Annotated in this window: 19 protein-coding genes and 3 pseudogenes; 11 read left to right on the top strand and 11 right to left on the bottom strand. The window is 67.1% G+C overall.

Annotated features, from left to right (window positions below):
* Positions 1-40: 40 nt before the first annotated feature.
* Together ACZ50Z_RS12770 and ACZ50Z_RS12765 are read left to right on the top strand one after the other, a co-directional pair.
* The gene (locus ACZ50Z_RS12770) at positions 41-1,192 is read left to right on the top strand and encodes an acyl-CoA dehydrogenase family protein (protein ID WP_464483878.1); all 1,152 of its coding nucleotides are present in this window, start codon (positions 41-43) and stop codon (positions 1,190-1,192) included.
* A complete protein-coding gene (locus ACZ50Z_RS12765; RefSeq protein ID WP_464483877.1) occupies positions 1,189-2,433 on the top strand; it encodes an acyl-CoA dehydrogenase family protein in 1,245 nt (414 codons plus the stop codon). Before ACZ50Z_RS12770 ends, ACZ50Z_RS12765 begins: the two co-directional genes overlap by 4 nt.
* Here ACZ50Z_RS12765 and ACZ50Z_RS12760 read toward each other — a convergent pair.
* The gene (locus ACZ50Z_RS12760) at positions 2,430-4,397 is read right to left on the bottom strand and encodes a SpoIIE family protein phosphatase (RefSeq protein ID WP_464483876.1); all 1,968 of its coding nucleotides are present in this window, start codon (positions 4,395-4,397) and stop codon (positions 2,430-2,432) included. The two genes, ACZ50Z_RS12765 and ACZ50Z_RS12760, sit on opposite strands and share 4 nt — an antisense overlap.
* Positions 4,398-4,733: 336 nt before the next feature.
* Here ACZ50Z_RS12760 and ACZ50Z_RS12755 point away from each other — a divergent pair.
* Positions 4,734-5,207, top strand: a pseudogene (locus ACZ50Z_RS12755) (DUF421 domain-containing protein); the annotation flags it as partial.
* A gap of 30 nt (positions 5,208-5,237) precedes the next feature.
* Here the strand turns inward: ACZ50Z_RS12755 and ACZ50Z_RS12750 are convergent.
* From ACZ50Z_RS12750 to ACZ50Z_RS12715, 8 genes and pseudogenes are all read right to left on the bottom strand, one after another.
* The gene (locus ACZ50Z_RS12750; protein WP_464483875.1) at positions 5,238-6,446 is read right to left on the bottom strand and encodes an amidohydrolase family protein; all 1,209 of its coding nucleotides are present in this window, start codon (positions 6,444-6,446) and stop codon (positions 5,238-5,240) included.
* Between the two features lie 81 nt (positions 6,447-6,527).
* On the bottom strand, positions 6,528-7,583 hold the full coding sequence (locus ACZ50Z_RS12745) for a hotdog fold thioesterase (protein WP_464483874.1): 1,056 nt from the start codon (positions 7,581-7,583) through the stop codon (positions 6,528-6,530).
* 511 nt (positions 7,584-8,094) lie between these two features.
* A complete protein-coding gene (locus ACZ50Z_RS12740) occupies positions 8,095-9,597 on the bottom strand; it encodes a class I adenylate-forming enzyme family protein (protein WP_464483873.1) in 1,503 nt (500 codons plus the stop codon).
* Positions 9,598-9,604: 7 nt separating this feature from the next.
* Positions 9,605-10,540 carry an acyl-CoA dehydrogenase family protein gene (locus ACZ50Z_RS12735; protein WP_464483872.1) on the bottom strand — a complete coding sequence of 312 codons (936 nt, stop codon included), beginning with the start codon at positions 10,538-10,540 and terminating at the stop codon, positions 9,605-9,607.
* A complete protein-coding gene (locus tag ACZ50Z_RS12730) occupies positions 10,537-11,694 on the bottom strand; it encodes an acyl-CoA dehydrogenase family protein (RefSeq protein ID WP_464483871.1) in 1,158 nt (385 codons plus the stop codon). The genes ACZ50Z_RS12735 and ACZ50Z_RS12730 overlap by 4 nt, the downstream gene beginning before the upstream one ends.
* Positions 11,691-12,116: pseudogene (locus ACZ50Z_RS12725) on the bottom strand (acyl-CoA dehydrogenase family protein); the annotation flags it as partial. The pseudogene ACZ50Z_RS12725 and the gene ACZ50Z_RS12730, both read right to left, overlap by 4 nt.
* Positions 12,117-12,173: 57 nt before the next feature.
* Positions 12,174-12,752 (bottom strand): annotated as a pseudogene (locus ACZ50Z_RS12720) (acyl-CoA dehydrogenase family protein); the annotation flags it as partial.
* A gap of 41 nt (positions 12,753-12,793) precedes the next feature.
* Complete coding sequence (locus ACZ50Z_RS12715) at positions 12,794-13,873, bottom strand: acyl-CoA dehydrogenase family protein (protein ID WP_464483870.1); 1,080 nt, start codon at positions 13,871-13,873, stop codon at positions 12,794-12,796.
* Positions 13,874-13,949: 76 nt separating this feature from the next.
* Here ACZ50Z_RS12715 and ACZ50Z_RS12710 point away from each other — a divergent pair, with 76 nt between their 5' ends.
* Positions 13,950-14,807 (top strand): LLM class flavin-dependent oxidoreductase, encoded by an 858-nt coding sequence (locus ACZ50Z_RS12710; protein ID WP_464483869.1) that lies wholly within the window; start codon positions 13,950-13,952, stop codon positions 14,805-14,807.
* Positions 14,808-14,810: 3 nt separating this feature from the next.
* Here the strand turns inward: ACZ50Z_RS12710 and ACZ50Z_RS12705 are convergent, their stop codons facing one another.
* Both ACZ50Z_RS12705 and ACZ50Z_RS12700 read right to left on the bottom strand, forming a co-directional pair.
* On the bottom strand, positions 14,811-15,527 hold the full coding sequence (locus ACZ50Z_RS12705; protein WP_464483868.1) for an SDR family oxidoreductase: 717 nt from the start codon (positions 15,525-15,527) through the stop codon (positions 14,811-14,813).
* A 19-nt stretch (positions 15,528-15,546) separates the two neighbouring features.
* Positions 15,547-16,368: a FadR/GntR family transcriptional regulator gene (locus tag ACZ50Z_RS12700; protein WP_464483867.1), complete on the bottom strand. Its 822-nt coding sequence runs from the start codon at positions 16,366-16,368 to the stop codon at positions 15,547-15,549.
* Between the two features lie 94 nt (positions 16,369-16,462).
* Between ACZ50Z_RS12700 and ACZ50Z_RS12695 the strand changes: the two genes are divergently transcribed.
* The 7 genes from ACZ50Z_RS12695 to ACZ50Z_RS12665 all read left to right on the top strand — a co-directional run bounded on the left by ACZ50Z_RS12695 (position 16,463) and on the right by ACZ50Z_RS12665 (position 23,504).
* On the top strand, positions 16,463-18,868 hold the full coding sequence (locus ACZ50Z_RS12695) for a CaiB/BaiF CoA-transferase family protein (RefSeq protein WP_464483866.1): 2,406 nt from the start codon (positions 16,463-16,465) through the stop codon (positions 18,866-18,868).
* A 19-nt stretch (positions 18,869-18,887) separates the two neighbouring features.
* A complete protein-coding gene (locus ACZ50Z_RS12690) occupies positions 18,888-19,082 on the top strand; it encodes a ferredoxin (protein ID WP_009957531.1) in 195 nt (64 codons plus the stop codon).
* A gap of 254 nt (positions 19,083-19,336) precedes the next feature.
* Positions 19,337-20,464 (top strand): aromatic ring-hydroxylating oxygenase subunit alpha, encoded by a 1,128-nt coding sequence (locus ACZ50Z_RS12685; protein WP_464483865.1) that lies wholly within the window; start codon positions 19,337-19,339, stop codon positions 20,462-20,464.
* A 10-nt stretch (positions 20,465-20,474) separates the two neighbouring features.
* Positions 20,475-22,040 carry an AMP-binding protein gene (locus ACZ50Z_RS12680; RefSeq protein WP_464483864.1) on the top strand — a complete coding sequence of 522 codons (1,566 nt, stop codon included), beginning with the start codon at positions 20,475-20,477 and terminating at the stop codon, positions 22,038-22,040.
* 36 nt (positions 22,041-22,076) lie between these two features.
* On the top strand, positions 22,077-22,502 hold the full coding sequence (locus ACZ50Z_RS12675; protein WP_464483863.1) for a nuclear transport factor 2 family protein: 426 nt from the start codon (positions 22,077-22,079) through the stop codon (positions 22,500-22,502).
* A gap of 13 nt (positions 22,503-22,515) precedes the next feature.
* Entirely contained in the window at positions 22,516-23,046 is a 531-nt protein-coding gene (locus tag ACZ50Z_RS12670) for an FAS1-like dehydratase domain-containing protein (RefSeq protein ID WP_464483862.1), read from the top strand.
* Positions 23,043-23,504: a MaoC/PaaZ C-terminal domain-containing protein gene (locus ACZ50Z_RS12665; protein ID WP_464483861.1), complete on the top strand. Its 462-nt coding sequence runs from the start codon at positions 23,043-23,045 to the stop codon at positions 23,502-23,504. The genes ACZ50Z_RS12670 and ACZ50Z_RS12665 overlap by 4 nt, the downstream gene beginning before the upstream one ends.
* Positions 23,505-23,555: the final 51 nt, after the last annotated feature.

Here is a 23,555-nt window from a genome sequence, read left to right as displayed (position 1 = left end):
CCCGCAGCGATCGAATGTCAAGAAGGATCCCCTCGGCACCATGACCACCATCGACTCTCCCGAAAAGATCCTTTTCGCCTCGACCACCCAAGCCTTTCTGGAAAAGGAAGTGCCGCTGCGCCGGGTACGGGAGCTCCATGCCGAGGGCACGTCGTTTGACCCCGCGTGGTGGCGACGCGCCGCCGAGCTCGGCTGGACGGCGCTGCTCGTCCCGGAGGAGCTGGGCGGCGGAAGCGTATCGGAGAGCGGCTTTGCCGATCTGGCGATGGTCGCCGAGCAACTCGGAAAGACGGTGGCTCCCGGGCCGCTGTATCCGGTCAGCACCGTGCTGTCGGCGCTCGCGGAGTGCACGAATTCCGACGCGCACACCGACACCATCGACTCGCTGATAGCGGGTGAATCGGTGGCTTCGTGGGCGGTTTATGAGCCCGGCCGGGGCTGGGCACCGCTGGATCCCTCGGTGACGGCCACCGAGACCGACGCCGGTTACCGCATTGACGGCATCAAGGACCGCGTCGAGGCGGGCGCCCAGAGCGCGGCGCTGCTGGTGGTGGCCCGCTGCGGCCCGAATGCCGGTGAGATTCGCCAGTTTCTGGTCCCGACGGACGCGCCGGGCGTCGGTGTCGAGGCCCAGCAGTCGGTAGATCTGGTCAAGCACTACGCCCAGGTGCGCTTCGACGGTGTCGTCGTACCACGGTCCGCGGCGGTCGGCACCGCCGACGAGACCGCCCCGCTCATCGATCGGGAAAGCCAGATCGCCCAGGTGTTGCAGTGCGCCGAGGTGGTCGGCGTCCTGCAAACGGTGTTTGACTTCACCGCCCAATGGGCGCTGGACCGGCACACATTCGGTCGCCCCCTGGCGTCGTATCAGGCCCTCAAGCACAAGTTCGCCGACATGAAGCTGTGGCTGGAGGCCTGCCGGGCCACCACGTGGGCGGCGGTCGACGACGTGGCCGCCCGCGCGCCGCAAGCGGGTTTGTCGGCCAGCATCGCCAAGTCCTATGTGGGGGAGATGGCCGGGCAGATCGTCCAGGCCTGCGTGCAGATGCACGGCGGAATCGGCGTCACCTGGGAGCATGACCTGCACCTGTATCTTCGGCGGGTTGCGTTGTACCGCGGCATGTTTGGCACACCCGAGGAACACAACCTGCGGGTGTACGAGTTCGAAAAGGCGGGGCGTTCGGACCGATGACGCACACCGAATCTGTCGCAGAATTCGCCGCCCGGGCCAGGGCATGGCTGGCCGAGAACATGCCGGCCATCGACCGCGACTCCCCACCACCGGCCCCACGCGACGATGAACGGGCGTGGCTGCGGGCCCGAGAACTGCAAAAACGCTTGTACGACGGCGGATTCGCCGGCATCTGCTTTCCCCGCGAGTATGGCGGCCTGGGGCTGGACTACGAATACCAGAAGGCATTCGACGCCGAAACCCTCGACTATGAAATGCCGTTGATCCTCAACACCCCGACGTTCACCATCTGCTGTGCCACGCTGCTCGACACCGGCAGCGAAGACCAGAAGAAGCAGCACATCGCCGCGGCGCTGCGCGGCGAAGAGGTGCTGGTGCAACTGTTGAGCGAACCCAGCGGCGGATCGGACCTGGCCGGCGTGCTCACCCGGGCCGAACGGCAGGGCGACCGTTGGATCATCAACGGCGCCAAGACCTGGAGCACGAGCGCGTTCGCCGCCGATTACGGCCTGTGCCTGGCCCGCACGAATTGGGATGTGCCCAAACACGAGGGCCTGACCATGTTCCTGGTGCCCATCGCCCACCCGGGAATCACGTTGCGGCACATCACTATGTTGAGCGGTTCCACCGAATTCTGCGAGGAGTTCCTCGACGGGGTCGACGTTTCAGACGACGCGGTCGTGGGGGAGGTCAACGGCGGCTGGGCGGTCGCCTCGCGACAGCTGTACCACGAACGCCGGGCCGTCGGGCAGGGCTCGGAGTTCGCCAGCGGCAGCGGCAGCGAGGGAGGCAACGCGATCCCGGTCGACTACGTGAGCCTCGCGGAGAAGACCGGGCAGGGCGGCGACCCACGTGTGCAGGAGAAGGCCGGCCGGGTCCTGGTGCACCGGGCCGTGGCCGAGCAGTTGATCGGCCACGTGTCGCGCAGTGTCAGAGACGGCGTCCTGCCGCCGGCGGCCGGAACGCTCATCAGACTGTTTCACTCCGAGACCGTGACCACGGACGTCGACACGGCGCTGGAGATTGCGGGAAGCGCCGGCGTGGTGGGGGAGCAGGGCGCCGGTCTTGAGGCGGGGCTGCGCTACTTGTCCCGGCAGACGGTCGCGATCGGCGGCGGGACAACGGAAATGGCCCGCAACGTCATCGGCGAACGGGTGCTGGGCTTCCCCCGCGAATATGCCGCCGACCGCGGTGTGCCGTTCAACCAGGTGCGGCACGGCGAGCGATCCGAGCGGTCCTAGCCTTCCGCGACGACGTTCTCGGCCAGGCCGCTGACCACCGGGATCTGTACCAGTGACAAGACGTGATGCGCCGGGCTTCCCGGTGGGGCCACCAGCACGTACTCGCTGCCCTGCCGGCGCGCCCGCTCCCGGGCGGCGGCGAGGGCGCTGACGCCCGCCGAGCCGAGGTGAGTGACCGCGCTGAGATCGATCGTCAACGGTGCAACGCCGGAACGGCTTTCGACCGCGATCTGACGGTCCAGGGTGGACGCGGTGTTGGAATCGACGTCGCCGCTGACCACGATGCGCCCCGGTTCGGTGACCGCGGAGACGAATTCGGAATTGACCGTCCGCCGACCGGTCGCGCGGCTGACCAGCGAGTCGGTGACGAAGTCCGCCGGCCGCGACAGGTGGTGCGTCACACTGGCGGTCGTCCCGTCGGGGCCGTGACTGACGTGCGCCTGCGACACCAAGGCTTCGGCCATGGCGAGGCCGCGGCCGCGGCCGGTCTCGCCTTCGCGGTGATCCTTCCATCGTCCGCGGTCGATCACCGAGACGTGCAGATCGCCTTCGCCGGACAGCATCCCTTCGACGACAACGCCGTCGGAGACGTCGGTGGCGTATCCGTGTTCGACCGAGTTCTCGACGAACTCCGAGATCGCGTGCACGACATCGGAGATGTCGTCCGCGTTGGCGCCGATCTCCGACAGCCACTGCCGCAGCCGATTGCGTACCGTGCGGGCGGCGTGCAGCGTCGCGTCCAGCGTCATGGTCAGCGCTGCGGGCGGCGTGCGGCGCTGCGCCGCAAGCAGTGTCACGTCGTCGCTGTAGCCGGTCGCACGCAGCAGCAATTCCAGTGTCTCCGAACAGATTCGGTCGATCGGTCGCACCGACGATTCGATGACGAAGCCGCGCTGGCCTCCCACGATATTCGCGGCAAGCTCGGCGAATTCGGCCGTGCTGGCGCCCAAGGGCCGGCCGGGCCGCTCGATCAGGCCGTCGGTGTACAGCAGGATCGAGTCGCCCACGTCGAGGAACTCGGTGCGGACCGGAAAACCGGTGCCGCTGCCGAGCGGACCGGCGCCGGAAGGCTCGAGATAGCGCGAGGTCGCGTCCGACGTCACCAGCAGCGGTGGCGGGTGACCGGCGGTGCAGTACCGGAATTCGCCCGTGCCGAAGTCGAGCGCGCCGACGCAGATCGTGGCCGTGTTCGACCCGGGCACGTGCTTGCGGAACCGGTCGACGGCCTCGAGCGCCTCGGCGATCGGATATCCCGCCACGATCTGCATCCGCAGTGCGGTCCGCAGTTGCGACATCACCGCCGCCGCTTCGACACCATGACCCACGACGTCGCCGACGACGAGAACCAGCCTGTCCCCCAGGGGAATCGCATCGAACCAGTCGCCACCGGCCGCGGTGTCCTCCGCGGCGACGAGATACTGCGCGGTGACGTCCGCGCCGGGAATGACGGGCACCGACGGCGCCAGCAACGCCTGCTGCATGACGGTGGCGGAATCGCGGACGTTGCGGTACCTCTGCGACAGCTCCTCGAGGCGCGCCTCGGCGGCCATCCGCGTTTGCACCCGGTCTGTGACGTCGGTGAATGCCAGCTGCACGCCCTCGATCGTGCCGTCCCCGTCGCGGCGGGCCGTGACGACGAAGTCGAAGAAGTGTTCCTGCGCTTGCCCCGCGCCGTCGAAGTCGGCTTGGACCCGCCACTCCGTTCCCGATTGCGGCTCGCCCGTTTGGTACACCCGGTCGAACATCTGGATGATTTCTTGGCTCACCAGCTCGGGATAGACCTCGCGCGTGAGTAGCCCGATCGAGTCGATGGGCGGACTTAGGACGCGGTAAGCCGCGTTGACCGCGACAAATCGGTGGTCGGGCCCCTCGAGCCCGACCAACAGCATGGGGACATGCTCGAAGACGCGCCGTACATCCTCGGCGGCACCGACTGTTCTGTCCCAGTCCTTTTCGGCCACCATCTGGCCGTTCCTCCTCGCAGTTTTCGACGGGCCTGCGGGCAATGCAGTGTCGTAAACCGGGTCAAATGAGTTGACCTATTTTGCACACGTAGATGTTCAGATTAGCAATGGTATTAGTTGCATATCGCAACGGTTTGATACCGGAGTGTTATATCAACTCATTTTGACGGAAGCCCAAATTAACGCTCTCGCAAATCGATAGCCGTCGACCCCGAAAAGGTCCGTTTGTGCGCGCACGGGCGGGGTACCACGCCGCCGTGGCCGTGCGGACGGCATTGTGCCTTCGCAACTGGATTACACCGGCCGCAGGCGATTGAGACCGAGTGGGGGATTGCGATGCGTGACCTGCTGGTGCAGTTCTTCGATGGGTGGCAGCCGGCGGTTTCCGCAGCGCTCAAGGCGCTTGCGCTATTTCTCACAGCGGCGATGGCCTTCCGGCTCATGCTGCGGCGCACTATCGCCGAGTTCACGCCGTTCGACTGGGTAACCGCCGTCGCGGTCGGCGCCATCGTGGGACGCACCGCGACGGCCGCCGACACCTCGTGGTTCACCGGGACCGCAGCACTGCTCACGTTGATCGCTGCCCACGATCTAGTGGCGCGATTGCGTTTTGTCCCGTGGGTACGCCGACTTGTTGACCCGCCGGTGCGGGTGCTGATCAGCGACGGCAAAGTAAATGGGGCAAACCTCAAGCGCTGCAGGCTAACTCGGGAAGACCTGGACGCGATCCTGCGCCAACATGGTCATCAAACGGCCGCCGATGTTCGCTTGGCCGTGTTCGAAACCAAAGGTGCGGTCTCCGTCTTCGCCGATGCCGAACCGGCCGACACCGAGCGTCAATCAGGCCGAGACGGGCTTCTTCGACGCCGGCGCGGAAACCTTCATCAGCTTCATCAGGTTGCCGCCCATGATCTTTGCCTTGTCTTCGTCGCTGAAGTCGGCCAGCTCGTCGACGAACGTGATCGGGTCCTTCAGGCCCTCAGGGTGCGGCCAGTCGGATCCGAAGACCACCCGGTCGGTGCCCACCATGTTGACGATCTCGGTGAAGCGGTCCTCCCAGAACGGGCTGACGTAGACGCACCGCTTGAACGTCTCGATCGGGTCCTCGGCGAACGCTTGCGGCATCTTCTTGTAGACGCCCTTGAGGCCCCGGAACAGCGTCGGCACCCAATCGGCGCCGTTCTCGATGGACAGGATCCGCAGGTCAGGGTTGCGGGTCAGCGCGCCATGGCAGATCAAGGCGCCAAACGCATCCTCGATGGGTCGATGACCCATGGCCAGGCTGCGGAAGGCGGTCGGCTTGAACGGCAAAAACTCGTCGCCCGGCTCCCAGATGTTGAGCAATTCGGAATACCCGCTGTCCGAGGCGTGCATCGAAACGGGGATCTCGGCACGCACGCAGGCCTGCCAGAACGGGTCGAATTCTTCGAGCCCGAACGACCGGCTGCCGCGGTAGCCGGGCACCGGCGCGGGCCGCACCAGCACGGTGCGGGCGCCGCGTTCCAGGCACCACTGCAACTCCTCGAGCGCGCGGTCCACGATCGGCAGCGTGATCACCGGGGTGGCGAAGATGCGGTCCTGGTAGTTGAACGACCACTGCTCGTACATCCACTCGTTGAGCGCGTGGATGACGTCATGGGTCATCTCCGGGTCGTCCTTCATGCGCTCCTCGACCAGGCTGGCCAGTGTCGGGAACATCAGCGCGAAGTCGATGCCGAGTTCGTCCATGACCTCGAGGCGCGCGCCCGGTTCCCGGAAGGCCGGGATGGCTTTCATTGGCTCGCCGAGGATTTCGCGATAGCTCTTGCCCTGCGACCCATTGCGGAAGTAGTCCTCCTGGGCACCGGGACGGGCCACTACTTCGAACGTCGGGTTGGGGATGTAGTCGCTGATGTGGCCGCGCACGACGATCTTGGTGCGGCCGCGGACCTGGACGTAGTCGATGACGTGCTTGCGCTTGTCCGGCAGGAACTTGGTCAGCGCTTCCTGCGGCTCGTACATGTGGTTGTCCGCGTCGAAAACGGGGAAGGGAAGCTCGCGAGACGGCATGGCGATCTCCTTGCAAAAAGTTCTAAATTCTCACTGCGTGGTAACGACGTTACCACTGTTGGGCAGCGAGGTATACCCGCGTTACCCGTCCGCCCGCGGCGCGATCGTCGGCGTCACGCCGTTGATGATGGCGAAGTTGACCGTGGCGGTGGCGAGCAGCTCGTCGTCGCCGTTGCCGTCGCCATCGCCTGCGCCTTCGCCGAAGATGTCGACCTGCATCACCATCGCCCGTCGCCCGGATCGCAACACCTTGGGCACCGCGAACGCCGAGCCCTGCCGAGCGGGCCGCAGGTAGCGGACGAACAGATCCGAGGTCGTCATCGTGGTGCCCGGCTCCAGATAATCCAGCCCGAATTGGCCGCCCGCGACGTCCACCAGTGTCGCGATCAGGCCGCCCTGTAAGGCGCCGGACGTGTTGACCACCTGCGGGCTGACCGGCATGGTCATCGCGAATTCGCCGTTGCGGCTGCCGGGGCGCATGCCGATCTGGGCGAACAACTCGGCCAGCGACGGGACCGTCGACTCCCCGTCGGTCTCGCGGATGCCCAGCGCGCGGCTGCAGAAGTCGTAGAGCGCGCCGGTGTCGACGGGTGTGCCGTTCAATTCCGAACCCAGCCAATGCAATCGCTGCGCACCCATCACCGTCTGCATGACGATGGCGGCGGCCGCGCCGACATCCAATCCGGGGTTGAAGACGCCCTCGGTGATGCCCTGCCCGACGATGTCGCGAATCAGCCGGTGCAACGGTGAGAGCACCCGGGCGTAGTCGCGGGGGCGGGTCTCGGCCAGGTGCTGGTTGTAGAGGGTCAGCGCCCGATTCAGGCTGTCCTGGATGCTCGATTCCGGTTGCTGGCTGAGGCGCTCGATCAGCAATTTCAGTGCCGAGGTGCTGTCCAGTCCCGTGGTTTCGGCGCGCCATGCGTGCACCGACTGGGCGATGGTTCTGTCGAACAGCGCCAGCAACAGTTCGTCCTTGCTGCTGAAGTGTTGGTAGAAGGCGCGCAGCGACGTCTTGGAGCGGGCGACGACCTCCTGCACGGTGAAATCGGTGCGGCCCGTTTCCCCCAGAATCGCGACGGCGGTCTTGATGAAGCGGTCGCCGCGCGTTACTTCGGCTTCGTCGTTCAGGGCGGTCATGGGCCAATTCCCTTCGGCTGCGCTGGTCAAGCTTTGAGAATGAGGTTACCGCGCTCGGTGGCATATGTGTGAAGACAGAACTGAGGCCGGTCCGCCCTGTGACGCGGGCTGTGCCGGATCACGCGGAAGATCGACCGGGCGGGACCCCCATTTGACGGTGCGTCGATGGCGCCTCATTCAATTCGCGGTTCATAACAGCCTCAGCGCAAGCGCATATGCCACCGCTGAGGAGGTCGGTTGCGCAGGTCGGCTGCACCGACCGCGCTTTGGTGCACCTGACATGGCCGTAGATCGGTGCGTTCGACGTCTCCTATTGTGACGAGGGTATCGCTCATTCGAGCCGTCATTTTCACCATCTGCACATCGTGGGAAACAAAGACAGCCCTCAGATGCGCTCTGTCGCAATGGTTTTACGCTGAATTGAGCACTTTTCTCGGCCAGCTCCGTGAGCAACCTAGCGGACACCTTCGCGTGGAGTTCCGCCAACGGCTGACGCAAGATGTGGCAACCCTCAGCCGCCCCGGGCCTCGATCATCGCCGAACGGTTGACCTTGGTTGCCGCGGTGCGCGGTATCGCGTCGACGAACTCCACCGTCTTGGGCGCCTTGTACGGGGCCAGGCGGCTCTTCGCGTAGTCGATCACGAGTTGTTCGGTGAGGGACTCGGCGCCGTCGGCGCGCTGGATCACCGCGTGCACGCGGCGACCCCACTGCGGATCGGCGAGGCCGATCACGACGACATCGGCGATGCCGGGATGGCCGGCCAGTGCCGACTCGACCTCGGCCGGAAAGACATTGGCGCCGCCACTGACGATCATGTCCACGCGGCGGTCCACGATGTAGAGAAAGCCGTCCTCGTCGAGATGGCCCATGTCCCCGGCGGAGCGAAAGCCGTCCTCGGTCGACGGCAACGGCGGCGCCCCGCCCAGGTAGCGGTAGCCCGCGCTCATCGCCGCCCGCAGATACACGTCCCCGTCCTCGCCGGGGCCCAGCGGCCGCTTCTCGGCATCGAGGATCCGGATCTCGGTGTCCCGGAACCCGCGGCCCACGCTGCCCGGGTGGGCGAGCCACTCGTCGCCGCGCAGCGCGGTGAGACCCAGGTTTTCGGTCATGCCGTACGCCGTCACGATCTGCTCCGGGCTGAGCAGTTCGAACCAGGTGTGCAGCAGCGACGGCGGCATCACCGCGGCGCCCTGCAGGATGAAGACGATGCTGGACAGGTCGCGCTGTCGGACGTCGGGGCGGGCCGCGATGCGCGCCAGCATGGTGGGCGTCGCGGTGAAGTTGGTGATCCGGAAGCGCTCGATCACATCGAGAGCCAATGCGGCGTCGAACTTTTCGAGTATCACCAAATGGTCGCCGGCCAGCAGCATGAGCAGGGTGGCAAAACCGTTGGTGTGATACATCGGCGCGGGCACCATGATGGTCTGCGGCTGGGAAACCGGTGTCCAGTTCGACAGGAACGGTTCCCCCTGCTGGGGGATCCACAGCGAGGGCGCCAGGTTGAGGATCACCTTGGGCACGCCGGTGGAACCGCTGCTGCAGATCCCGTTAGCTGTGGGGGAGACGGCGACCGGCAGCGGATCGTCGGGCTCACCGGCCGCGCGGGCGTCGAGGTCCCAACGGCTCTTTTCGTCGACGACGACGGCGGGATCGATCACCTCGCGCACCCGGTCGCGCTCCCACTCGGGAAGGTCCCAATGCATAGGGACGGGAACCGCGCCGATCTTCCAGCAGCCCAACGTCGCCAGCACGAGATGCTGGGAGTTCGGAATGGCAAGCGCCACAAGGGAACCAATGGACGCACCGCTGGCGGCGAGCGCCCGGCCCCACTGGTTGGCGCGGGCGTCGAGTTCACCGAACGTCAGCGCCTGCGCGGTGCCGTCGAGCGCCACGATCGTGACGCCGCTATCGTCTCGCCGTTGCTCGGCGAGCTCTTGCAGCTTGGTTCCGAACGGAACTCCGTCCGCGAACGGGTTCGCCGCCGCGTCAGCCGCGACAGGTTCGGTCGTCATATGCGGCTCACGCGGATACCGGCTCGCTGAACAGCGTTTCCAGCGACCCGTCCGACACGCTGGGGATCAGGCGCAGCGCGAGTTCGTCGGTGCCCAGCGGCAACCGGATCAACGGCTGAGTGTGCCGGTCGAGCACGCTGACGTCGGACTCGTCGCAGAAACCCAGGGCGCCGAGTAGCTGGTGCGATGTGCGCATCACCTGCCGGGCTGTATCGGTGGCCTTGAGCCGAAGCACCAGGGCGTCGGCCGAATGAATCTGCGGCGGCAGCGATTCGGGTCGGCAGGTCGTGTACTTCGCGAGTTCGTAAAGCCCGCGGACCGCGACGGCGGCATCCGCGACGGCAAACCTGACGGCCTGAAAGTCCGCGAGCGGCTTGCCGAACTGGATCCGGGCGCGCACATGCTCGGTGACGATCTGCAACGACTGCTGCACCGCTCCCAGAATCCGCCATGATCCCAGCACGAGATGAAGGTTAACGTCGGTGGCCGGGACGCTTCCCTCGGGTGCGCCCAAGGTGGCCGGAACCAGGAAGGGGCCCAGCTTGGCGCCGGTCCGCGCCGCCGGCTGCGGCCGGTACCGATTGCCGTCCAGGTCCGCGGCGATCCAGTCACCGGCAAGATCGTTGTGGTCGATGCGTGGGGCCCTCGGATTCACCAGGGCCAGGCGCGCGCCGTCGATCGACAGCAGCTCCTCCACCAGTGGATAGGGCAGTACCGTGGCGCCGGCGGCCTGGCACAGCACCGCGGCGGCCAGCAGATCGTCGCGGGCCGAGCGCACGTCGAGGTCGAACGCGCCCACCTCGTTCAGCGCGGCGCGCGCGGCGTCGCGGACGGTGTCGTCGGTCTCGGCGCGCAGCGCGGCCGGCGGCCCACCCAACCGGGTGAGTCGCTTGCCGGCGACGGCGGCGAAATCGCTGATGTCCTGCGGCAGATCGGTTTTCACCGGCTTCCTCCCAACACGTCCCGTGCCACCAGCATCTTCTGCACCTCGATGGTGCCCGATGCCACGGTGGCCGCCTGTGCATAACGCCAATGGTCTTCGATGGCCCCGTGCAGCGGTGCGGAGCTGCCGTTGTCCAGCGCCGTGGGGCCCAGCACGTCGAACAGCAGCTCGGCCACCTGCTGATCGAGGGTCGTCGTGACGATGCGGGCGGCGCTGGCGGCCGCCCCCGCCGCCGGATCGTCCTGCAATGACACGGCGCGATAGGCCAGCAGCCGGGCGACGCGCAGGTCGACCAGCGCCCGCACCCACCGGGTACGAATCGTCTCGGGCAGCTCATCCCACTCGTCGCCGAGTTGACTGCGCATCCGTTCGAGTAGCGACTCGCACCGCGCGTACCGGGCGATGCCCACTCGCTCGAAGGCCAGCGCCTCGCGCATCACCCGCCAGCCGTCGCCGACCTCACCGAGCACGTCGCCGGGAAACGCCTGCACGTCGTCTAGGAACATCTCGTTGAGGTGGTGCGGTCCCAGCATCGACGGGATCGGCCGGACGGTGAAGCCGGGGCGGTCCATCGGGATCAGAAACAGGGTGAGCCGCTTGTGTTTTGGGGCGTCGGGTTCGGTGCAGGCCGCCAGCACGCACCAGGACGCCATCAGCGCGTACGACGTCCATACCTTCTGGCCGGTGATGCGCCACCCGTCACCGTCGGCGACGGCGCGGGTACGCAACGACACCAGGTCGGTTCCGGCCTCGGGCTCCGAAAAACCCTGGCACCAAATGACATCACCGGCGGCGATGGCCGCCAGGTGCTTGGCCTTCTGTTCTTCGGTCCCGTAGCGCATCAGCGCGGGCCCGACCCAGTTGATCCCCATGTACTGCGGACCGCGGGGCTCGTGTTGGGCCCACATCTCCTCGCGCAGCACCGTCTGCTGCCAGACCGAACCCCCGCCGCCACCATGCTCTTTCGGCCACGCCAGCGCCAAAAGGCCCTCGGTGGCCAGCAGTTTGCAGAACGTCTCGGTGGTGGCGAGGTCCTGTGGGTTTTCGGTGCAGGCGCCGAGGAATTCGGCGGGGATGTGGTTGGCCACCAGCTCACGCAGGTGGCTTCGCAGTTGCCCGGCGTCGTCGCCGAGGTCGTAATCCATCGTGGTCATCCCTTCGGCAGTCCGAGCAGCCGCTCGGCGATGATGTTGCGCTGTACCTCCGACGTTCCGCCGTAGATGGTCGCGGCCAGCGCGTCCTGACGTTCGAACAGCAGATCCGGGTCGGCCGCCGACTCCGGGCCCGCGGCGGCGGCGCCCAGTTCCCAAACACGCTGCAAGGTCAGCGATCCGAGCAGCTTCATGGTGTCGGCTTCCGGGCTGGGTCGTCCGGCCAGTTCGTTGCCCAGCGCGCGATATCCGGTGGCCCGCAAGGCTTCTGCGTCGGCGAGCAGCGAGCCGAGCTCGGTGTAGACGTCGTCGCCCTGTACCCCGGCGCCGGCGGTGCGCACCGCGTCAAGCCCGCGTTTGATCTCGACCCAGTTCATGATCCAGATCATCTGCCGTTCGTGCTGCAATGACGACATGGCGACATTCCAGCCGCCGTTGAGCGGTCCCAGCAGATCGTCGGCCTGCACCTCGACGTCGTCGAGGAAGACCTCGCAGAACGTTTCGTCGGAGATCGACGCCATGCGGATGGGTTCGATCCTGACCCCGGGCACGTGCAGGTCGAGAATGAAGCAGGAGATGCCGCGGTGTTTCGGCGCCTCGGGATCCGTGCGGGCATACAGCGTGCACCACCGCGACTCGTGGGCCTGGGTGGTCCAGATCTTGTGGCCGTTGACCCGGAACACGTCTCCATCGCGTTCGGCGCGCGTGCGCAGTCCGGCGAAATCGGACCCGGCTTCGGGTTCGGACATGCCCAGCGCCCACCACTCATCACCGCGTAACAGCGGAACGAGCAGGCGCTCGACCTGGGCGGCGGTGCCGAACTGGCGAATGCCGGGTGCGGCGACGTTGGGTCCGGCGATGTTCGGCAGCTTGGGTGCCGAGCGCAGCGCGGCCTCGATCCGGACTTCCATGGCGTCGCGCAGACCCAGCGACCGACCGCCGTGCTCGCGGGGCCAGGTCGGCTGGATCCACCCGGCCTCGAAAGCGGCTCGTTGGTAGTCGCGCCGCAGGCCCAGGTCCCACCTGTACTGCCGATACTTGGCGTAGTAGTCGTCGGGCAAAAACTCCGCCAACCACGCACCGAATTCCTCAACCAGGGCACTCAAGCGGCACCCCCGCAGAATCGGCGGCCAACCTCGTAGTACAGGGCGCGGCTGTCGCCGAGCAGCGCGGCGCCCTGCCAGGCGCGCCTAACATAGAGGTGCACGTCGTGTTCCCAGGTCTGTCCGAGCGCGCCGTGCACCTGGACCGCGGTGCGCGCACAGCCGGCGGCCGCGTCACCGGCCGCCGCTTTGGCGAGGGCGGCGGAGGTCCAGGTATCGCCGGGTGCGGCGGCCGGGTCGGCGAGCGCGGCCGCCGCCGCGTAGGTGAGGCTGCGGGCGCGTTCCAGGCTGACGTAGTTATCGGCCAGCGCGTGTTTGATCCCCTGGAAGGCGCCGATCGGCTGGCCGAACTGACGCCGCGCCTTCGCGTGCTCGACGGAGCGGTGCAACGCAGCGCTCGCGACACCGATCAGGTCGGCGGCGCAGGCCACCCACGGCGCCGTCAATGCGGACTCGGCGTCGACGCTCGCGACGGCCACGGGCTCGGCGTCGATGTCGACCGCCGCCAACGGCTGGGCGGGGTCGGTGGAGTCGGTCGCCGGCACCACCGTGACACCGTCACCGCAACGCACGACCGCGGCCACGGTGTCACCGCCGTCGTCGCGGGCGAGCGTGGCGACCAGCTCGGCGCGCGACAGGTGGGGGACCGCGACCGCGCGGCCGCGTAGCCGTCCGTCGCGCAGGGTCGTGGGCGCACCGGGCAGTCGCGACCCGGGTGCGTGGACGGCCAGGGTCGCCACGGCGCCGCCGGCGATGTCGGCCAGGACCGCGTCGAGGCCGGCGTAACGCAGCACGCCGGCGGCCAGACCGACGCTGCTCAGCAAGGGGATCGGCGCGAGGGCGGCGCCGCATTCCTCGAGAACCACGGCGAGCTCGACCGGCCCGAAGTCGCCCGCCCCGTCCTCTGAGGGCGCGGCGAGTTCGGTCCAGCCGAGGTCGACGACCGTCTTCCACAGCGCGCGCCAGCGCTCGGGATCCGTGATCGCTTGGCGGGCGGCCTCAGGCGGGCACTCCGTACGTAATATGTCGCGTACGGTGTCGCGCAGCGACAACTGCTCCGAGTTCAGCCCTACATCCATAAGACCTCTAACATAGTAAAGATAATAAACTAGCCCGGCCGTCAATGGCACGGGGCCGGACGCATATAGGTGGCGCATGGTCGAGTGGTATCTGTTCCTGCCTCAGGTCCGGTTGTCGGCGGCGGACATCGCCGAGCGGGCGCGCCGGGCCGAGGCCAGTGGCTTCGACGGCATCGTCTTCATCGATCACCTCGAGGCGCCCGGACTGCCCGACGAAAGCATCTGGGAGGCAATGGGGATTGCCACCTGGGTGGCCGCCAAGACCGAACGGCTGCGGATCGGGCACCTGGTGCTCTGCGACGCGTTTCGGCATCCCGCGGTGCTGGCCAAACAGGCGGTCACCCTCTCCGACGCATCCGGCGGCCGATTCGAGCTCGGTCTCGGGGCGGGGTCGTGGCCCGCGGAGTTCGCCAGATTCGATGTCGGCCAGCAGGATCCGAAAGCGAGGGTCGATCAACTCGACCGGCACGTGAGACTGCTCAGGCAGTACTGGGGCGACGACGGGCACGCCGAGGCGGCGCCGCAGGCTCCGCGACGGTCGTACCCGATACCGCTGGTCCTGGGTGGCAGTGGACCCCGGATGATGGAACTCGTTCGCAGATACGCGGATTGGTGGAATCTGCCGGCGCATCAATTGGAAAAGTTGCCGACGTTGGCCGTGGCCGCGGGGACGGCCCGGTTGTCGATCCAGCAGATGGTGGGCTTCGTGCGGTCGGGCAGCGACCCCGACGCCGTGCGCGAGGTGAGCACCCGGCGATTCGGCAACCTGGGATCCGGACTCGTCTGCGGGGACGCCGACGAGCTGATCGGGCACTTCACCGGACTGGCGGGCCAGGGGGTCGAGCGGTTCTATGTCTGGTTCGCCGACTTCGCCGCGCCCGACTCCTTGCACGAGTTCGGCGAATCGGTGATCAAGCCCTTCCCGGCGCCGTAGGCGTCAACCCCGTTGCGCGCGGCGGCGGGCCTCGGTGGGCACGACCGGCGGTCGCGCGTACGGGCCGCGCTCCACCGCGGACAGCCGGATCTCCGGCAAATCGACAGACGGGTCAACGGTATCCAGCCACACCACCGCCTCGGCGACGTCGGAGACCGCGATCGCATACATCTCGAACGGAACGTCCTGCAGCATCTCGGTGGCCACCGGGCCCGGCGTGACGATGTGCACGCTGATGCCGTCGCGATCGACTTCGAGCGCCAGGGCCCGCGCGAACGCGTTCATGCCGGCTTTCGAGGCGGAGTAGGCGGTGCGGGCGGGCATCGGCTCGTGTGCCGCCGAGGACGAGATGAACACCAGCCGCGAGCCCGCCTTCATCCTGGGCAGCACCGCGGACGTCACCACGAAGCACGAATCCAGGTTGGCCGACATGATGGCCTGCCACTGCTCGAATGTCTGCTTGCGCGCGTAGGTTCCACCGAGCGCCCCCGCCGCATGCACGACGAGGTCGATTTCCTCCAATGCGCTTATCGCGGCGGGGAATCCGATCGGGTCGGAGGCATCGGCCACCACATGGCGCGCACCGATCTCCTCGGCTGCGGCGCGCAAGGCGTCTTCCCGGCGCGCCGAGAGCACCACGTCGTAACCACGCTCAACCAGCTTGCGGGCGCACCCTTTTCCGATCCCGCCGCTACCGCCGGTGACCAATGCGGTTCGCATGACCGTTGCGCTCCGCCCTTCAGGAGTGCCGGATATCCCGCGACCGCGACAAGGCCTGCGGGGAAAGCGCATAGATGCGTTGATCGTGCTGACCGGACAGGACATAGGTCTGCGTGTCGGCGAGGTGGCGTCCGGCGATACGTCGGGCCCGGTCGACGTTGCCTTCCGCGATCGTCTCGGTCAGCTTGATGTGCGTGTTGAGCACCGCGCGGCGCTGAGCGAGCGAGGGGTAGGTGCCACGCGACGCGCTCTCGTCGGCCCACTGTCGTTCGTGACTGGTCCACAGCGTCTCCAGGCTGCCCACGACCGCGATGATCGTGTGGTTGCCGCAGCCGCGGACAACGAGATCGTGGAATTCACGGCCGATTTCGGTGAACCGGCGACCGTCTTCGAGGTGTTCGGCCATCGATTCGTTGATCCGCGTGAGCTCGGGAACCAGGGTGTCGGCCCGGTCGGGGCGGCGGGCGGCCAGGGCGGCGCAGGCGGGCTCGAGTTCCTGCAGCGCCATGCCGAGATCGGCAACCTCAACGGACTCGCTCTGCAGCAACAGGCCGAGCATGTAGGCGGCGCTGGTCTTGGCCGGGGCGTGGACGACGGCGCCGCCGCGGTTGCCCCGCCGCACCGAGACCAGCCCCTCGGTTTCCAGGATCCGCAAGGCCTCGCGCAGCGACACCAAACTCACGTTGAACTGTTCGACGAGCACCTCTTGGCGCGGCAGGAGATCACCGTCGGCGAGGTCGCCGTCGATGATCTGACGGCGCAACTCATCGGCTACGATTTCGGCGATCCGCGGCGCCGACAACCGGCGCCGGGCGTCGGGGCCAATTCCCAAGGCGGTCATCCGATCCTCAAAACGAAAGCAACTCGCTGGCTTAGCTATTTTAGCAGTAATGATATAAATAGCTTCTCTGATCGCGCGTCGATCGGAAGGGCGGGTGCAATTGAGCGAGCGGTCCGAAAGCCGGCCGACACCGCTACACGATTTGCGTGTCGTCGAGATCAGTGACCGGATAGCGGGCAGCTACTGCGGGAAGCTGCTGCTCGACGCCGGCGCCCAGGTGTGCAAAATCGAGCCGCCGCAAGGGGATTGGCTGCGACGGTATACCGCTAGCGGTTCGCCGGTCGCCGAAGACGGCGCCGCGCCGTTCTTCAGCTATCTCAACGCGGGCAAGCGCAGCATGACGTTCGCCCCCGGCGGCGAAGATTCGGTGCGCCTTCGCGCCGTGCTGGGCGCCGCCGACGTCGTCGTCGTCACCGCTGGCCCGGCGCGGGCCGCCGCCTTGGGCATCGATCCGCGGCAACTGCTGCAACGCTCGCCGCGGACCGTCATCGTCACGATCTCCGATTTCGGCTGGACCGGTCCCTACGCGGACCGCGCGGCCAGCGAATTCACTTTGCAGGCGTGGGCGGGCTCACCGGGCTTCCGGGGCGACCCCGCCGGCCCCCCGATCTCCATCGGCGGCGACCTGGGCGAGTACATGGGCGGTGTGTTCGCGGCGTTCGGGGCGCTGGCCGTGCGCCGCCGCGTCGAGCGCGGCGGACCCGGCGAGCACCTCGACCTGTCCATGCTGGAAGCGCTCACCACGATGCAGAGCAGCGAATGGCTGCATTCGCAACTGCTGCGCGTCCCGCCGATCCGCCGTACCACCGAAGTGCCCTCGATCGAGCCCGCCAAGGACGGCTACGTCGGAATCACCATGGTCACCGGCCAGCAATGGCTCGACTTCGCCGCGATGGTCGAATGCCCGCAATTCGAGGAGATCGAACAGCTGCGATTTCAGATCGGCCGGTGGCAATACCGCGACCTGATCCGCGAACAGATCCATCCCTGGCTGGCCGAACGGACCGTCGCGGAAATCGTCGAGCTCGGACAGCTGTTCCGGCTGCCGATCGCCGCGTTGGGCAACGGCTCCACCATCCGGGACCTGGAATACGTGCGCCAGCGCGGGACCTTCACCCAGAACCCGGCCGGTTTTCACCAGCCCCGCCCACCGTGGCTGATGTCGGCCTGCGCGCCCGCACGCGTGGGCGCCACGCCGCCGCTTGGCGAGGCCGATGACGAGTCACCTTGGCGCCGTGACGAATCCGAATCCGAGCCCGCGCGCGACGGGCTACCGCTGGCCGGTGTGCGCATCATCGACCTGACCGCGTTCTGGGCCGGGCCCGCCGCGACCCACCTGCTGGCCGCCTTCGGCGCCGACGTCGTCAAGATCGAATCGATCCAGCGGCCCGACGGCATCCGCTATTCGGGCGGAATGCGCAATGACGTCGACGACTGGTGGGAATACGGGTGGGTGTTCCACGCGATGAACACCAACAAGCGTTCGGTCACACTGGATTTGGGATCCGAGGACGGCCGTCGCCTGTTCACCGAACTGGTCGCCGGCGCCGACGTCGTGATCGAGAACTTCTCGCCGCGGGTGATGGAGCACTTCGGCCTCACCGCCGAGGTGCTGCTCGGGATCAACCCCAAACTCGTGTTCGCCCGGATGCCCGCGTTCGGCGTCGAGGGCCCGTGGCGGGATCGGGTCGGCTTTGCCCCCACCATGGAGCAGATCGCCGGCCTGGCCTGGGTGACCGGCCTGCCCGAGGCCCCGCCCGTTGCCCCGCGCGGGGCCTGCGACCCGCTGGCCGGTGTGCACGCCGCGTTCGCCGTGCTCGCCGCGCTGAGCTTTGCCGAGCGCACCGGATCGGGACAGTTGGTCGAGTTGCCGATGCTCGAAACGGTGCTCAACGCCACCGCGATCCAGGCGATCGAGTCCGAGGTCTTTGGTGTCACGTTGAGCCGTCGGGGCAACCGCGGTCACGGCGCGGCGATCCAGAACATCTACCGCTGCGCCGGCGACAAAGACGATTGGATCGCGGTGACCGTTCGCGACGATGCGCAGTGGCGTGCGCTGGTTGACCTGATGGACCGTCCGGCATGGTGTGACGACGATGCCCTGTCCACCGTTGCCGGGCGCCGGCAACGAGCCGATGACATCGACGCACGGCTGGCGCGTTGGTTCGCCGGCCAGCCCCTTGAATCGACGGTGGAACGCTTGGCCGACGCGGGAATTCCCGCCGCGCCGGTGGTGTCGCCGTCGCTGGTCACCGACAATCCGCAGTTGCGCGAGCGGGGGTTTTTCGAAGCGCTGCATCACGGCAGCACGGGCCTCGGCCTCTACCCGTGTCCGCCGTTCGCCCTGCTCGACGGCCAAGACCAATGGCTGCTGCGGCCGCCGCCGAAGCTGGGCGAGCACAATGAAGAGATCCTGCGCGATCGGTGCGGGCTGACCGACGACAAACTGACACGCCTTGCGACCAGCGGGGTGATCGGGACCCGACCCAAGGGTCTGTGAGAGAAGTGGAGGGCATCTGATGCGCGTGACAGTCGACGAAAACCTGTGTGAGGCCAACGGCTTCTGCGAATCGCTGGCGCCGGACGTATTCGAGTTGGGGGACGCCGACGTGGTGCAGATCGCCGACGGTCCTGTGCCGGCCAGGCTGGAAATAGACGTGCGCGCCGCGGTGGATCAGTGCCCGAAGGCCGCGCTACGGCTCGTCGAGGACTGATCTAGTCGCGGCGGGCTCACCGCCCGTCGCTCAGCGATATCGCCAGCTCGGCGATCCCCAGTGTGGCAACCCGGCGAACAGGACGTCGGGAAAGCCGTTGCACCACAATGACGGATCGGGCGGATCGCCCGGTGCAGCCGTCGTCATCGCAACTCGTTCTTCGAAGACGCAGCGTCAACCGCTGAGCGCCGCGTTGACGTTCTATGCTTAAGATAGTAAAAATAGAGCAAGTCGTCGAACCCGCGGGAGTGCTCGTGACGCATACAGTTTCGGATTCGGCCCAGGAATCGGCCGAGGACCCCTCGGAGCGAGAGTTCGGGCAGGCCGGCATCGCATTGTCGACCTACCGCTTCCCGACGGGCTGGTTCATCGTCGCCTTCGGCTCCGACCTGGCCCCCGGTCAGGTCAAGCGCGCGCACTACTTCGGTGAGGAGCTGGTGCTCTTCCGCACCGAATCGGGCCAGGTCCACGTGATGGACGCGTACTGCCAGCATCTCGGCGCGAACCTCGCCGTCGGCGGCACCGTGGAGGGCGAGAACATCGTCTGTCCCTGGCACGGTTGGCGATGGCGCGGTGATGGCAGCAACGCGCTGATTCCCTACAGCAAGATCGGCTGCAAGAACAACGTCCGCATCCGGACCTATCCGAGCATGGAGTGGTACGGCTTCGTCCTGGCCTGGCACGAACGGCACGGGCGGGCCCCGTATTGGCAGCCTCCGGTGCTGCCCGAGCTGGAGACCGACGAGTACTACCCCTTGCACCCGCACACCCAGATGCTCAACCGGGTCAAGGTACACCCGCAGATGATCATCGAGAACGCCGCCGACCCCTACCACGTGCAGTACGTGCACAAGGCCGCCAATCCGGCCACCACCGCGTCGTTCGAGGTGGCCGGCTACCACCTGCACGCCACGGTCAACGCCCATTTCGGCGGGGGGCGGGCGCAGACGTGGCTGACTCCGAACGGGCCGGTCGACGCCAAGATCATTTACGACAACTACTCGCTGGGGCTGGGCGTGGTGCGATTCCCCAGCGAGCTGGTGGCCACCGTGCAGGTCACCGGCCAGACGCCGGTCGACGAGGACTACACGGACTACTTCTACACACAGGCCTCCGTTCGTGAACCGGGCGATACCGGTGACGCGCCCACCGGACGCGCCGCTCGGTTCCTCGCGCTTCAGCAAGAAGTCATCAAGCAGGACTTCTTCACGTGGGAGAACATGAAGTATCTCGAGAAGCCGAATCTGGCTCCCGAAGAGGCGCACGATTACGCGGCCCTTCGCCGGTGGGCGCACCGCTTCTATCCGGGAACGCAACCGTCGCCGTCCGATTTCGGCTACACCGCCGAAGGCGAGCCCGACCCGGCGGCTTCCCAAGCCTGATGAAACCCTGATGCCCGGTCCCGCCGATTTCGGTGTCGAGAGTTTCACCGTGCCGGCCGTGCTGGATCGGCGGGCCGAGGAGCACCCCGACCGGGTGATGATGTCGATCGCCGGCGTCGACGTGACCTTCGAGCAGATGCGGCGACGGTCCCGCGCGGCGGCGAACATATTGTCCGGCTTAGGGGTCGGCCGTGGCGACTGCGTGGCGTTGTTCACCGCCACCTGCCCGGAGTGGGTCTACTTCTGGCTGGGCGCGGCGCGCATCGGCGCGGTCAGCGCGGCGATCAACGCCGCGAACAAGGGCGATTTTCTCCTGCACACGATCCGATTGTCGCGCGCCAAGGTGATCTTCACCGATGCCGAGCGGCGACCCCGGGTCGACGAGGTCGTCGGCCAGCTGGACCCGGGGACCGACGTTGTGGTGCTGGACGATTCGCTCACCGAGGCGTTGCGCAGCACACCCGTTCACCCGGTGAGCGACAGCCCTGCGGGGGCGACGGATGTGGGGGTGCTGTTCTACACGTCTGGCACGACCGGACCCTCGAAAGCGGTTGCCACGACGTGGCATTACCTGTTTTCGGTGGCCGCGACCGCCGCTTCGGCATGGGAGTTCGGCGCGGGCGAGGTGCTGTGGACGGCGATGCCGCTGTTCCATTTGAGCGCGGCGCCCAGCGTGCTGGCGCCGATGCTGGTCGGCGGAACCACCGTGTTGGCGAAGGCCTTTCACCCCGGCCAGGTGTGGGATGAGGTACGCGCCCACGGCGCCGTGGGTTTCGCCGGCGCCGGCGCAATGGTGTCGATGCTGCACAACCTGCCCTCCGATCCCCGTGACGCGCAGCTGCCGCTGCGCTTCATCTCCGCCGCGCCCATCGACGCGGTCTCCTACCGCGACATCGAAAAGCGTTACGGCTGCCGGATCGTCACCATGTACGGATTGACCGAGGCCTTCCCGATCGCCCTCAAGGCCGCGTCAGACGAGGGCGTGCCCGGAACTTCCGGGCGGCCCAATCCCGATTTCGACGTCCGCATCGTCGACGAGCGTGGCGATCCGCTGCCGCCCGGCGCGGTGGGGGAGATCGCGTGCCGGCCCAAGCGGGCCCACGTGATGAGCGAAGGCTATGTGGGCCAGGGGATGCGGGTAGATCCGCACCCGGAGTGGTTCCGCACCGGCGATCTGGGGCGGCTCGATGGCGATCAGAACCTGACTTATGTGGACCGCGTCAAAGACTCGTTGCGCAGGCGCGGCGAAAACGTCTCCTCGGTCGAAGTGGAGACCGTGGTCATGCGCCACCCCGCGGTGGCCGAAGCCGCGGCCGTCGGAGTCCCCAGCGAGCTGGGCGAAGACGACATCCTGTTGGTCGTGGCGTTGCGCCCGGGCGCCACGTTGGAGTGCGCGGAGCTGCTCGACTTCTGCGCGGCCCGCATGCCGTACTTCTGCGTGCCGCGATACGTCGAGGCGATAGATGAGCTGCCGAAGAACATCGTTGGGCGTGTACGCAAAGACCTGTTGCGCAACCAGGGTGTGAATCCCGGCGCATGGGATCGTGAGAAAGAGGGGTATACCGTTGCCCGGTAACGTCGCCCGTCACTGTGAGAGAGGCTGCGAAGCGAAATGACCATGACCTATCAGGAAGAGCAGCTGCTCCATGCCGCCACGGGCCGCGCCGCCATCCTGAATCTCAACGCTCGGCACAATCGGGCCTATTCGGAGGGCGACCGCGAGCGTTGGATCGCCACCTTCCGCCATTCAGGTGCCAGCTACACCCGTGACGGTGAGGCGTTCACCGATCTGCGCGCGGCCTTCGACGGCGGCGACGGGCAACGGTTGATCACGGTCGACCACGAGATCACCGTCGACGGGGTCAACGCCGACCAATATTGCGTCGCCGTGCTTTTCGCCGCCATGTTCGAGGACACCGCGCTACGGGCCACCGGGATCTTCCGCGACTCGCTCGTCTACGAGCGCGGTGGATGGTACTTCACATCCCGTACGTTGCAGTGGGATTCAGTCCCCAGCCGGCATCCGCTCGTTATGTGAGCGGCAACGATACGTGGATCAGGATTTCAGTCACCGGCTGGCCTTCGGCACCTACGAGGATGCGCTGCGAATGGTCGGCGCGAAAAGCGAACCTCGCACCGCAGCCACGGCGGTCAGCGCTGCGCGCATCCAATTGTTCGCCGCGATGGTCCGCGATCCGAACCGTTCCTATTGGGATTCCGAGTTCGCTTGTCGGCAGTGGGGAGGCCTGCTCGCACCGCCCGCTTTGCTGATGGGGTGGTTGATCGCGCCGCCCTGGCAGCCCGGAGGTAGGCGATCCGGTTCGTTGATCGCCCTGCGGGTGCCGCTGCCGGGGACCACATTCATCAACGCGGCCAACGAGGTTGAATTCCCCGAGCCCATCATCGAAGGCGACGTGCTGACCGTCGTCGACGAGCTGGTATCGGTGTCACCGGAAAAGCGGACCAGGCTTGGCGTCGGGCATTTCGTCGAGACACTGGAGACCTATCGTCGCCAGGACGGGACCGTGGTCGCCACCTCCCGCAACACCCTGTTTCGCTTCACCCCCGAAGGCTCCTCGTGACCGGCGACGGCCCGGACTTCGACCGGATCACCGTTCCGGTCGAGCTGCCCGAGGTGGTGGACCACATCAGCTACCAGCGCGTGGTGGAGAACACCGGGGCAACGTGGGACTACTTCCCCGGCCACTTCGATCCGGATTACGCACAAGCTCAAGGGCATCCGACGATCTACGTCAACACGATGCACCTCGCCGGCTTCGCCGACCGGGTCGCGACCGAGTGGGCGGGCCCCCGCAGCCGCGTGGTGCGCCGCTCCATGCGGCTGACCGGGTCGGTGTACGCGGGCGACACCATCACCGGCCGCGGACGGGCCGTGGCCAAACGGCGGGACACCTCGGTGGACCCGCCGCGCTGTCTGGTCGACATCGAGATCCAGGTGACCAATCAGCATGGCGCCCTGTGCTGCCCTGTCGAGCTGACGTTGCAGGTGCCCGACGGCCCGCCTCAAGGCGATGGATGAGGTAGTCGAGCTGCACCTGTCGGTGTGCCGCCGGTTCGGCGAGGCGGCCGC

This window comes from Mycobacterium sp. NTMscope_MAC_269 (assembly GCF_976985695.1).
Note: the sequence above shows the minus strand (reverse complement) of the source record. Positions and strands in the feature narration are given on the sequence as shown.

Excerpts from the sequence above, each read along its gene's own strand:
- ACZ50Z_RS12770 (WP_464483878.1), top strand. The coding sequence starts at position 41 with ATGACCACCATCGACTCTCCCGAAAAGATCCTTTTCGCCTCGACCACC.
- ACZ50Z_RS12765 (WP_464483877.1), top strand. The coding sequence starts at position 1,189 with ATGACGCACACCGAATCTGTCGCAGAATTCGCCGCCCGGGCCAGGGCA.
- ACZ50Z_RS12760 (WP_464483876.1), bottom strand. The coding sequence starts at position 4,397 with ATGGTGGCCGAAAAGGACTGGGACAGAACAGTCGGTGCCGCCGAGGAT.
- ACZ50Z_RS12750 (WP_464483875.1), bottom strand. The coding sequence starts at position 6,446 with ATGCCGTCTCGCGAGCTTCCCTTCCCCGTTTTCGACGCGGACAACCAC.
- ACZ50Z_RS12745 (WP_464483874.1), bottom strand. The coding sequence starts at position 7,583 with ATGACCGCCCTGAACGACGAAGCCGAAGTAACGCGCGGCGACCGCTTC.
- ACZ50Z_RS12740 (WP_464483873.1), bottom strand. The coding sequence starts at position 9,597 with ATGACGACCGAACCTGTCGCGGCTGACGCGGCGGCGAACCCGTTCGCG.
- ACZ50Z_RS12730 (WP_464483871.1), bottom strand. The coding sequence starts at position 11,694 with ATGACCACGATGGATTACGACCTCGGCGACGACGCCGGGCAACTGCGA.
- ACZ50Z_RS12715 (WP_464483870.1), bottom strand. The coding sequence starts at position 13,873 with ATGGATGTAGGGCTGAACTCGGAGCAGTTGTCGCTGCGCGACACCGTA.
- ACZ50Z_RS12710 (WP_464483869.1), top strand. The coding sequence starts at position 13,950 with ATGGTCGAGTGGTATCTGTTCCTGCCTCAGGTCCGGTTGTCGGCGGCG.
- ACZ50Z_RS12705 (WP_464483868.1), bottom strand. The coding sequence starts at position 15,527 with ATGCGAACCGCATTGGTCACCGGCGGTAGCGGCGGGATCGGAAAAGGG.
- ACZ50Z_RS12700 (WP_464483867.1), bottom strand. The coding sequence starts at position 16,368 with ATGACCGCCTTGGGAATTGGCCCCGACGCCCGGCGCCGGTTGTCGGCG.
- ACZ50Z_RS12690 (WP_009957531.1), top strand. The coding sequence starts at position 18,888 with ATGCGCGTGACAGTCGACGAAAACCTGTGTGAGGCCAACGGCTTCTGC.
- ACZ50Z_RS12680 (WP_464483864.1), top strand. The coding sequence starts at position 20,475 with ATGCCCGGTCCCGCCGATTTCGGTGTCGAGAGTTTCACCGTGCCGGCC.
- ACZ50Z_RS12675 (WP_464483863.1), top strand. The coding sequence starts at position 22,077 with ATGACCATGACCTATCAGGAAGAGCAGCTGCTCCATGCCGCCACGGGC.